Origin of the sequence: Adhaeribacter terreus (assembly GCF_042657365.1) — a bacterium.
Lineage (GTDB): Bacteria > Bacteroidota > Bacteroidia > Cytophagales > Hymenobacteraceae > Adhaeribacter_A > Adhaeribacter_A terreus.
Genome location: NZ_JBHSKT010000017.1, coordinates 1 through 11659, shown reverse-complemented (window position 1 = coordinate 11659; position 11659 = coordinate 1). Strand labels below are relative to the sequence as shown.

At 44.4% G+C, this 11659-nt stretch carries 8 protein-coding genes; 5 read left to right on the top strand and 3 right to left on the bottom strand.

Annotation, left to right across the window (positions count from 1 at the left end; translation table 11 throughout):
- Positions 1-288: 288 nt before the first annotated feature.
- Entirely contained in the window at positions 289-2223 is a 1935-nt protein-coding gene (locus ACFPIB_RS17365; protein ID WP_378018746.1) for a KUP/HAK/KT family potassium transporter, read from the bottom strand.
- 281 nt (positions 2224-2504) lie between these two features.
- Positions 2505-3119: an FKBP-type peptidyl-prolyl cis-trans isomerase gene (locus tag ACFPIB_RS17360; protein ID WP_378018745.1), complete on the bottom strand. Its 615-nt coding sequence runs from the start codon at positions 3117-3119 to the stop codon at positions 2505-2507.
- Positions 3120-4007: 888 nt separating this feature from the next.
- On the opposite strand from ACFPIB_RS17360, the gene ACFPIB_RS17355 reads away from it, so the two are divergent.
- The 4 genes from ACFPIB_RS17355 (at position 4008) to ACFPIB_RS17340 (ending at position 6952) form a co-directional block, all read left to right on the top strand.
- Positions 4008-4151 carry a hypothetical protein gene (locus ACFPIB_RS17355; RefSeq protein ID WP_378018744.1) on the top strand — a complete coding sequence of 48 codons (144 nt, stop codon included), beginning with the start codon at positions 4008-4010 and terminating at the stop codon, positions 4149-4151.
- 114 nt (positions 4152-4265) lie between these two features.
- Positions 4266-5822 carry an FMN-binding glutamate synthase family protein gene (locus ACFPIB_RS17350; RefSeq protein WP_378018743.1) on the top strand — a complete coding sequence of 519 codons (1557 nt, stop codon included), beginning with the start codon at positions 4266-4268 and terminating at the stop codon, positions 5820-5822.
- Between the two features lies 1 nt (position 5823).
- Positions 5824-6234: a nucleoside diphosphate kinase regulator gene (gene rnk / locus ACFPIB_RS17345; RefSeq protein ID WP_378018742.1), complete on the top strand. Its 411-nt coding sequence runs from the start codon at positions 5824-5826 to the stop codon at positions 6232-6234.
- Positions 6235-6616: 382 nt separating this feature from the next.
- A complete protein-coding gene (locus tag ACFPIB_RS17340; RefSeq protein ID WP_378018741.1) occupies positions 6617-6952 on the top strand; it encodes a GIY-YIG nuclease family protein in 336 nt (111 codons plus the stop codon).
- Between the two features lie 188 nt (positions 6953-7140).
- Here the strand turns inward: ACFPIB_RS17340 and ACFPIB_RS17335 are convergent, their stop codons facing one another.
- Positions 7141-10539, bottom strand: a complete 3399-nt coding sequence (locus tag ACFPIB_RS17335; RefSeq protein WP_378018740.1) for a methylmalonyl-CoA mutase family protein — start codon at positions 10537-10539, stop codon at positions 7141-7143.
- A gap of 202 nt (positions 10540-10741) precedes the next feature.
- Between ACFPIB_RS17335 and ACFPIB_RS17330 the strand changes: the two genes are divergently transcribed.
- Complete coding sequence (locus ACFPIB_RS17330; protein WP_378018739.1) at positions 10742-11590, top strand: tetratricopeptide repeat protein; 849 nt, start codon at positions 10742-10744, stop codon at positions 11588-11590.
- Positions 11591-11659: the final 69 nt, after the last annotated feature.

Below are 11659 nucleotides of genomic sequence, written 5' to 3'. Positions count from 1 at the left end.
ATCTCTTCCGTTTTTCTTTCTTTTGATGGGTACTCACCGAGGTTTTGAATAGTTGGTCGAATAACTTTCTTAACCAAAGTGGGTACTTTTTTTATCCCGCTAATTCACTTTTAAAACAGTTTCTTAAATTATGCGTTAGAATTGCTCCTGAAAATATTCAGATCTTCAGAAACTTGCAATTAAAAATGGTTTATTTAAAAACGGTATGCATTTTAACTAAAAAAGTGAAAGCCCAGCATAAATGCTGGGCTTTCACTTTTTTAGTTAATTTCAATTATAACCTGATTACTAATAAATCCGAACCAGGTCGATTTTCTGGACAGGATTAATTACGAGCGGCACTTTTTCAACTTTTACGGAGCTGGTATCGAGGCCAAACCATTTGCTTTCGGAACTGGTAAATTGCTTGATCCAGAAATAGGTTTGCATGATGATCTTTTCTTTAAAAGGCAGATCATTTTCATACGAAAGGAATTTCTCAAGTACAACAAACCGGAAATCGCCGGTTAAATTCTGACGGCCTAACGATTCGTAGCGGGAAGTAATATCTACCTCGCCGTTTTTCACCATGTCTTCAACCACTTTCCGGAAAAACAGGTTGATCCGCTGCTCTACCCGGAATCCTAAGCGGAAATTTATCCGGATCACATCGTTCTGGGCAATGTGGTGTACTTTGTACTCCATGGTATAAGGTTCATCCATGGAGTCTACGTGTACAAACCAGTAAATATCGGCGCGTTTCGGGCGTTTCTGAAAGATAGAATAAATGATCTTCGATTCAATTTCTTTAGCTTTAGAAGAACTGGTTAAAAAAACCAGGTGCGTAGAATATTTCGGAACGGTTTCGTCGGCGCTTAGCGCTTTCAGGTTATCCAGGTAAGTGCTTAAGCGTACATATTCGGTAAGGCGCCGCTTAATGTTAAAAGCTTTTAACCAGATATACATTACCGAGATCAGCGAAATACCCAGGGCCAGAGAAACCCAGCCGCCGTGCGGGAATTTGGTTAGGTTGGCCACCAGAAACGATAGCTCAATACCCAGGTAAACTGCTAAAAATAAACCAATTAAAATGCGGGAAAACTTCTTGATATAGAGATAATAGCAAAGTAAAATAGTTGTCATGAGCATGGTTACCGTAATGGAAAGGCCGTAAGCCGCTTCCATATTCTCCGATTCCTTAAAATAAAGTACAATGCCAATACAACCCAGAAGCAGCATAATATTTATACTGGGTACAAAAAGCTGGCCTTTCACATTAGTAGGGTAATTCAGCTTTACTTTTGGCCAGAAATTCAAACGGATCGCTTCAGAAATTAAGGTGAAAGAACCCGTGATCAAAGCCTGGCTGGCAATAATGGCAGCAATGGTAGCAACCGTTATCCCAATAAGCAGGAACCATTCCGGCATAATACCATAGAACGGATTTTGGAGCAGTTTTTCGCCGTAATGCAAAGTAAGCCAGGCGCCCTGCCCTAAATAATTAAGCACCAGGCATATTTTTACAAACATCCAGCTGGTCCGGATATTATCTTTTCCGCAGTGGCCCAGGTCGGAATAAAGCGCTTCGGCACCTGTGGTACAAAGGAAAACGGCCCCCAGTAACCAGAATCCGCCCGGGTAATTAACCAGCAGCTCGTAGCCATAATACGGGTTCAGCGCTTTCAGAATTTCCGGGTGGTGCAAAATATTTATTATACCCAGCGTACCCAGCATAAAAAACCAGATAAACATAACCGGCCCAAAAGTTTTGCCTACGGTCTGGGTGCCAAAACGCTGCATCAGAAACAGAAAGATCAGAATACTAATCACGATTGGCACGGTAGGGATATCAGGGTTTATGATACGCAACCCTTCAATGGCCGAAGAAACAGAAATGGGCGGGGTAATAATACCGTCGGCTAATAAAGCCGAACCGCCAATGATGGCCGGAATTGTAAGCCATTTAGCTTTGCGGCGCACCAGGGTATAAAGCGAAAAAATACCGCCTTCCCCTTTATTATCGGCCCGTAAGGTTAAGATCACGTACTTTACGGTGGTTTGCAAAGTCAGGGTCCAGAAAACGCAGGAAATACCGCCGTAAACCAGCGTTTCGTTTATTGGCGCTTCGCCCATGATCGCTTTCATTACGTAAAGCGGTGACGTGCCAATATCGCCGTAAATAATGCCCAATGAAATTAATAAACCGGCCGTAGAAACACGGCTGTGGCTATGATTGCTTTCCATTCAGTAGAAATTTATTCAAATATAAGCAGTAAACGAATTAGGAAATATAAGAAGAATAATGCGCTGAACCTTCGCAAAACGGTATGGTTTATTGCCGGAAAAGTGCAGCCTGGTTCAGCCGGCAGCATTTTAGCTGAAAGAAAGATCAGGTAATAAATAGGAGGGAAGGGAACATGCTGGTGCGGCTCTATTGCAAAATTTTATTGCAGCCTTGCATATTTGTTTGCAGAAGAAAACAGAACCCGCCCGTAAATTCTATTGCACGGGCGGGTTCTATAAAATTAGTTTACTTTCAGTAATTCAACGTCGAAGATCAACGTAGCATTCGGTCCGATATCCGCGCCAGCGCCTTGTGCACCGTAAGCCAATTCCGAAGGAATGTAAAGTCTCCATTTAGCACCTTCTTTCATCATCATCAAAGCCTGGGTCCAGCCAGCAATTACGCCGTTTACCGGGAAAGTAGCTGGTTGGCCGCGCTCGTAAGAACTATCGAAAACGGTACCGTCTATTAAAGTGCCTTTGTAATGCGTGGTTACGTTATCGGTACGGCCCGGGGTTTTACCGGTTCCTTCGTTCAGCACTTCGTATTGCATGCCGCTCGGTAAAGTAATTACACCCGCTTTATTTTTATTGGCAGCTAAAAATTCTTGGCCTTCTTTTTTGTTGGCTTCACCGGCTTTACCCGCTTTTTCCTGGAATTTCTGCTCCATTTCCTGCTGCAGTTGCATCATGGTTTGCTGCGTTTCTTCAGCGCTTAAAGCCGAAGGTTTTCCGCCCATAGCATCTTTCAAACCGGCAAGTAATGCATCTGCTTCTATTTCAATGCCTTGCTTGCTGAAGTTGCCAGCCATGTCGCGGCCGATGATGTAGCTGATCTTTTCTTTTAGAGTATTCAATGTCGTGTCTCAAATGTTCGCTGCAAAAGTATAAGCTGAATTTGGTATTGCCTAATTTTTAGCTCAGAATCAGCCGAAAACGGTAGGGTTTGAAAGCAAAAAAGCAACCACAGCGGGTTGCTTTTCTATATTTTTAAGGAAGCAATTAAGCTTAGAGATAAAGATAAGTTTCTTCGTCGGAGAAATTCAGTTCAATATCTACAGGATTAAGCCATGCAGTAACCAATAAACCAACGGTGCCAAGCACAAGCAAGGACGAAATTGCAGTAAATTTTCTCATCGGAGCAGTTTAAAATGTAATAGTTACTTGCATAACGCTGGTTCAGGCCAAATGTTTCCATAGTTGTGTTAAAATAAAGTTACGAATAGAAATTTTGGGTGAAAAGTATTAAGCCGCTGGTAAACAGTAAGGTATCAGGTTTGAAAATGCCGGATTAAGTTTCTGAAACAGTTGTTAACAGTGTTTTGGATCAGCTTTTCGAGGTTTATTTTCTCCTTGATAAAAGGAAATTGTAAACTTCACTAATTGCTGCTCATAATATTTTGCCGTAAAATGGTATGCTTGCAGGTGCAAAAAGTCAAAAGCTGATTTAATGAAACTTGAAGAGATTCTTCTTTTTCTCGCGATGCAAAAACGGTATGCTGTAAGCTTTAAAAAGTGTTAAGATTTTCAAAACTTATTTCTCACAAAAGCCGGTTATTTCCGTAAGAATTTATAAACGCAGCAAAGAAAACTAAAAGTTAATTAAGGCACTAAAATCAAAACAAAAACGTTCCTGATAAAAGCGGCAACAAAAAGCCTTGAAGCAGGAACAACAGCATTTTTAATAAACCGAATATTCTTTTTGATTTGATTAAAAATAGCAATATTTGCAGCAAGTTATATTTATGATCCCATTCACGGAAATATGGTCTTTAGAAGCAATCCAGCTTACTGGTTTCGTAGCTTCGTCGCACCACGTATCGCAGAGCGATATGCTGAATGGTTATTGCCTGCCGTTTTTCACGGCTCAAAAAGACTTTAACAAGTAGGTCGGACCGCACAATTCCGACCAACAAAACCGCCTTTCCTTTATCTCAGGCCTGCGCCTGAACCTTTAATTTCTTAATTTTTTTCAAAATTCCTTTTTTCAAATGGTCATGAATATGAGCATTCGGCAATTGCTTGCAATGGCATTTGCGGCAGGCTATGCTGCGGTTATCGCGTTTTCGTTTTCGAACCCGGCGCTGTTGTGGCTGCTGGTTTTACTGGTGCCGCTGAATTTAATTCTGGTGCAGAACCTGTTTCAGAAAAAACACGCCATTCTCCGTAATTACCCGCTTTTAGGCTATCTCCGCTACTTTTTCGAAAGTATTCGTCCGGAAATGCGGCAATACTTTTTCGAGTCTGATCTGGATGGCAAACCGTTCAGCCGTCGGCAGCGAAGCATTGTGTACCAGCGGGCCAAAAACGTAAAGCAAACGGTACCTTTCGGCATGCAAACCAACAGCCAGGAAATTGGTTACGAATGGCTGGCGCACGCCATGTTTCCGGCGCATTTAAAACTCGAAGACCTGCGCGTGAACGTGGGTAGTAGTCGATGCAAGCAACCGTATAATGCCAGTATTCTGAACATTTCGGCTATGAGTTATGGCTCTTTGAGTAAAACGGCGGTGATGGCTTTAAACGGCGGCGCGAAGCTCGACAACTTTGCCCACAACACCGGCGAAGGCGGCATTAGTCCGTTTCATCTGCAGGAAGGCGGAGATTTAATCTGGCAAATTGGTACCGGTTATTTCGGCTGCCGCAACAAAGATGGAAATTTCGACGAAAAGCTGTTTAAAGAGCAGATGGCCCACCCGAACATTAAAATGGTGGAGATCAAGCTGAGCCAGGGCGCCAAACCGGGCCACGGCGGTATTCTGCCGGCCGCGAAAAACACCCCGGAAATTGCCGCCATTCGGAAAGTGGAACCGCACACCACGGTTGCTTCGCCGCCGTCGCACAGCGCTTTTTCCGATCAGTTTACCATGTTGCTTTTCATTGAAAAACTGCGGGTGCTTTCGGAAGGAAAACCGGTTGGCATTAAGTTGTGTCTGGGAAATAAAGAGGAATTTGAGCAACTGTGTCTGGAGATGAAGCACAACAATCTGTTCCCGGATTTCATTGCGATAGACGGCGCTGAAGGCGGAACCGGTGCCGCTCCGCTGGAATTTACCGATAGCCTGGGTATGCCGCTGAACGATGCGCTGAGTTTTGTGCACAGCCGTTTGCAATACTACGGTTTGCGCAAAGAAATTAAACTGATCGCGGCTGGAAAAATTATCACTGGAATTGACATCATAAAAACCATTTCTTTAGGTGCCGATATGTGCTACAGCGCGCGCGGTTTTATGTTCTCACTCGGTTGTATTCAGGCTTTGCAATGCGATTCCGGAAAGTGTCCGGTTGGTATTGCCACGCAGGAAAAAAGCTTGTACAAAGGTCTCGATGTTTCGGATAAAAAAGTGCGCGTAGCCAACTTCCACCGCAATACCATAAAAGCAACCATAGAGGTAATGGAAGCCTGCGGATTTGCAAGCCTGAAGGATATTTCGCCGGACAAAGTTTTCAGAAGGGTAGAGCAGGGCAGGAACCAGAGCTTTGCGCAGATCTATTTCGGGCAGAACGGCAACCAGAACAGCAACAGTTTAACGAAAGGCCATAACTTAATTCCTAATTAATATGAACAATATATATGTAACACAAAAAGACCATCAACGCCTGCACGAAGTTGTGCAGTTGCAGCGCGGTAACAATGGTAACAGCAAGTATGCCACCCAGTTGGGAATTGAACTGAAACGCGCCCGCCAGGTAAAATCGGAAGATATTCTGGATTGCGTGGTCACCATGAATTCCAGAGTGCGCCTGCGGGAACTGAAAAGCAAAAAAGAGTTTGAAATTACGCTGGTTTACCCGCAGGACGTGAGCATTAACGAACGCAAAGTTTCCATTTTAGCGCCCGTGGGCATTGCCATTTTAGGCTGCAAAGAAGGCGATGTGGTAGAGTTGCCAGTGCCCACCGGCACCACCATCAGCTACGTGATCGAGAAAGTAATTTATCAACCCGAAGCCGCCGGCGATTTTCATCTGTAAGCATGTATCTCCAACGGCGCCCGGTCAAACGGCCGGGCAAAACTTCGTATAGGTTACAATTCTGGAAATGTATTGATCTATTTCGCTTGGTGCTCCGGGTTTTATACCCGAAAAGTATAGCGTTTTTGGTGGTGTTTGAAGTTTAGGTTGTTGGTGAAAACACTAACAACGGCGGGCCATTTTTTTTATTCAATGCCTACATCCTTGCGTCATTCCGAGCGAAGCCGAGGAAACTTATGGGGCTATTTTCAGATACTGGCTTTATAAGTTCCCTCAACTTCGTTCGGGATGACGCAATATTTTTGGACACTTGAAACTTTGACTTTTTCACACTAAAACCCTACCATTTTTCTGGTCATCCCGAGCTACGCCGAGGGAACTTATGAGGCCACATTTTAGGTTTTGCGGCATTATGTTCAATTGCAACTACTTCGTTTACATTACTACGAATCATACCCGCTCTACTTTCTACATCGGGGTGACAAACGATTTGCGAACCAGAATGCGGCAGCATTTTGAGAACAGCGGAAACAAAGCTACGTTTGCCGGAAGGTATTACTGCTACAATTTGCTTTACTACGAACGTTTCGATTCGCCAACACACGCCATAGAAAGAGAAAAGCAATTAAAGAACTGGAGCCGAAGTAAAAAGGAAGCTTTAATTAAAAAGTGGAATCCGTTGCTTAAGTTTTTGAATGATGTGATTGAGGAAGAGTGATTTCGGCAATACGGCCTCATAAGTTTCCTCGACTTCGCTCGGAATGACGCAATGCTGTGGCCGAATAAATGGTTTGACTTTTTCACCTCAAAACCCTACCATTTTCAAACCACCCCAAAACAAAAAAGGAAGCTGTACAGCTTCCTTTTTTACTCAAAATTCCTGACCTTTTATCAGGGCGGATTTGCTTACATATTCCGACGATACTGGCCGCCAACTTCGAACAATGCATTCGTAATCTGACCTAAGGTACAATATTTAGCAACTTCCATCAGTTCATCGAAGATATTTTCGTTCCGAATAGCTTTTTCCTGCAGGCCTTTCAACAAACCAGGAATTTTATCTTCGTTCCGCTTGTGCTGTTTCTGCATTTCGGAGATCTGGAACTGCTTTTCTTCTTCGGTGGCGCGAATTACTTCGGAAGGGATGATAGTAGGAGAACCCTGGCTGCTTAGGAAGGTGTTTACGCCGATGATCGGGTATTCGCCGGTGTGTTTCAGGGTTTCGTAGTAGAGGCTTTCTTCCTGGATCTTGCCGCGCTGGTACATTGTTTCCATTGCACCTAACACGCCGCCGCGTTCGGTAATTCTATCGAATTCCATTAATACGGCTTCTTCTACCAGGTCGGTAAGTTCTTCGATTATGAAGGAGCCTTGCAGCGGGTTTTCGTTTTTGGCTAAGCCTAATTCGCGGTTAATGATCAGCTGAATGGCCATGGCACGGCGAACGGAACCTTCGGTTGGCGTGGTGATCGCTTCGTCGTAGGCGTTGGTGTGCAGGGAATTACAGTTGTCGTAGATGGCGTACAGGGCTTGCAGCGTGGTGCGGATGTCGTTGAAGTCGATCTCCTGGGCGTGCAGCGAACGGCCGGACGTTTGGATGTGGTACTTCAGCATTTGCGAACGCGAATTGGCGCCGTATTTCAGCTTCATTGCTTTCGCCCAAATTCGGCGCGCCACGCGACCAATTACCGCGTATTCCGGATCGATGCCGTTAGAGAAGAAGAAGCTCAGGTTTGGTGCGAACGCGTTGATATCCATTCCGCGGCTCACGTAATATTCCACGAAGGTGAAACCGTTGGCCAGCGTGAACGCTAACTGCGAAATAGGGTTGGCGCCGGCTTCGGCAATGTGGTAACCGGAAATAGATACCGAATAGAAATTCCGGACGTTGTGATCGATGAAATACTGCTGCACGTCGCCCATTAAACGCAGGGAGAATTCGGTGCTGAAGATACAGGTATTCTGCGCCTGGTCTTCTTTCAGGATGTCGGCCTGCACGGTTCCGCGAACGGACGCCAGGGTGCGCTCTTTAATAGAAGCGTATACATCGGCTGGTAAAACCTGGTCGCCGGTTACGCCTAAAAGCATTAAGCCTAAGCCGTCGTTGCCTTCCGGAAGTTCGCCCTGGTAAGTTGGGCGCGCCTGTTTTTTGGCTTTGTAAATGGCTTCGATCTTGGCGTTTACTTCCGCTTCCAGGCCGTTCTCTTTAATGTAAAGTTCGCACTGCTGATCGATGGCGGCGTTCATAAAGAATGCCGTTAAGATAGCCGCCGGACCGTTAATGGTCATCGAAACCGAGGTTTTCGGATCGGCAAGGTTAAAGCCGGAATACAGTTTTTTAGCCGCATCTAAGCTCCAAACGCTCACGCCGGAGTTACCAATTTTACCGTAAATATCGGGACGGTGATCCGGGTCTTCGCCGTAAAGCGTTACCGAATCGAAAGCCGTGGAAAGACGCTTGGCTGGCATCCCCAGAGACACGTAGTGGAAACGACGGTTGGTGCGTTCCGGTCCGCCTTCGCCGGCAAACATCCGGGTCGGGTCTTCGCCTTCGCGCTTGAACGGGAACACGCCGGCAGTGTATGGGAATTCGCCCGGTACGTTTTCCTGCAGGCTCCATTTAAGAATATCGCCCCAGGCCTGGTAGCTTGGCGTTACCACTTTCGGGATCTGTAAATGCGATAAACTTTCGGTGTGGGTGGCAACTTTCAGTTCCTTATCGCGGACCTTGAAAACGAAGAATTCATCTTTGTAAGACTTGCGTTTCGCTTCCCAGTTTTCCAGCAGTTTTTTGTTCTGGCCGTCCAGTTTCAGGGCGGTTTCTTCGTAGGCGTATTCCAGCTGTTTTACCAGGCGGTCTTTGTCTTCTACGTCCATTCCGGAAATGGTTTCTACCGACTTGCGAAGGCCGTACAGTTTCTGCGCAATTTCGGCCTGCTCGCGTACCCACTTATCGTAGTTGCGGTTGTTCTCCGAAATCTCTGATAAGTAGCGGGTGCGGCTTGGCGGAATGATGTACACTTTCTCGCTCATTTCGGAGGAAGTGCTCAGGTGGGTTTCGAAGGTTACGCCGGTTTTGTCGCTTATTTTGGCCATTACAGCTTTGTATAAACGGTTCATTCCCGGGTCGTTGAACTGCGAAGCGATGGTGCCGAAAACCGGGATGTCGTCGTCGGAAACGTCCCAGAGCTGGTGGTTGCGCTTGTATTGTTTCTTTACGTCGCGGATGGCATCGAGGGCGCCGCGCTTGTCGAATTTGTTCAGGGCGATGATGTCGGCAAAATCGAGCATATCGATCTTTTCCAGCTGCGTGGCGGCACCGTATTCCGGGGTCATTACGTAAAGGCTGGCATCGGAATGCTCAATAATTTCGGTATCGGATTGGCCAATGCCGGACGTTTCCAGGATGATGAGGTCGAAGTGGGCGGCTTTTACGATGTCTACGGCGTCCTGCACGTATTTGCTCAAAGCCAGGTTGCTCTGGCGGGTGGCCAAAGAACGCATATAAACGCGCTCGTTCGAGATGGCATTCATCCGGATGCGGTCACCTAATAAGGCTCCGCCGGTTTTGCGCTTGCTCGGATCTACAGAAATAATGGCAATGGTCTTGGTAGGGAAATCGATGAGGAAACGACGTACCAGTTCATCTACCAGCGATGATTTACCCGCGCCGCCGGTTCCGGTAATTCCCAGCACCGGAGTTGTTGGTTGTTCGTTGTTGGTTGTTGGTTTTCCGATAATTTGCTCTCTTATTTTGGCGTAATCTTCGGGGAAGTTTTCGGCGGCGGAAATTAAGCGGGCAATGGATTTAACGTCTTTGTTTTTGAGGTGCTTTACTTCGCCGTTCAGGTTCTGGCCCGTCGGGAAATCGCAGCGCTGCAACATATCGTTGATCATTCCTTGCAGGCCCATTGCCCGACCGTCGTCCGGGGAATAAATGCGGGTTACGCCGTAGCCTTCCAGCTCTTTAATTTCGGTGGGCAGAATTACGCCGCCGCCGCCGGCAAAGATCTTAATGTGGCCGGAATGTTTTTCCTTCAGCAGGTCGAACATATACTTGAGGTACTCCACGTGGCCGCCCTGGTAGGAGGTAAGCGCAATTGCCTGGGCATCTTCCTGAATGGCGCAATCCACGATCTCCTGCACGGAACGGTTGTGGCCCAGGTGAATTACTTCGGCGCCGGAGGCCTGAATGATGCGGCGCATAATATTGATACTCGCATCGTGGCCGTCGAAAAGGGAGGCAGCCGTAACGATACGGATGTGATTTACAGGTTTATACGGTTCTATTTTGGTAGCTTGCATATTGCAGTGTTCTGGTTGAGATAGAAACTGCTGCGAAGGTACGGAAATTTGAGGGAAATGGGAAGTTTGGGGTTTGAATGGGAAGAGGGGAGTATTTGAGTGGGAAAGGGTAGCGTTTTAGTTTGAAGATAAGGTTGAAATAAAGTATTAAATGTTATAATTGTAAAATAATAAATAATTTAAAATAGAGCCCTTTAAAATTATGATTTCATTCATTGTTGAATCTATAGCTAGTTATGGAATTGGTAAAGGCATAGATATATTCTTAAAAAATGATAAGAGTTTTAAGCAAAGGCTATACCAAGTAATAAATTCGTCAAAAGAGGAATATGAAAAAGTTTATAATTTACAAGAATCTAGATCAAGTTATTCTTTTATAAGATCACAAGCTTTTTTAGAGGAGTTACTTAAATTTAGATTATTTAAAAAAGTAGGTTATAAAATAGACGAAAATAATCTTGAAAAAGAATTAGATAAATTTCCAAACTTTACCAAACCCTCGAGTGAACAATTAGAGGCCTTTATTGAAATTTTTGATCGAAAAATTAAATCAGATGATGAACTTAAGCTTTTAGAAATTGAAGAATTTCACAAAGAGGAAATTTTTAATATATCCAAGAAGGTTGATTATTTAATTGATTACTTACATTCAGCATTTAAAGAAACTATTAATTTACTTGAAGGTGAATACCAGAGAGAATTAAATGAATGTTATCAAGACATTAAATATTTAAAAGCTAAATCAGCATTATATAGACTAAATGGCATACAAGAGCAAATATTAAAGCATTCAAAACATTCGTCAAAACAGTTGATGGCGAGGCTATTTTATATAAAAGGTAATTGCTATGAACTAATCGGAGAAATACAAGAAGCACGGGAACATTTAATTAAAGCATATAAATTTGATCCTGAAAACTTAGTTTATATTGAAAGAGCCTGTTTTGTTTATTATAATTTTGGAGATTTAAAATACAATGAACTTTTAAAAATCTTAGAAACTGTTTTAAAAGTGAATTATCGGGATAAAAAAAGTACCCACTTTGGTTAAGAAAGTTATTCGACCAACTATTCAAAACCTCGGTGAGTACCCATCAAAAGAAAGAAAAACGGAAGAGAT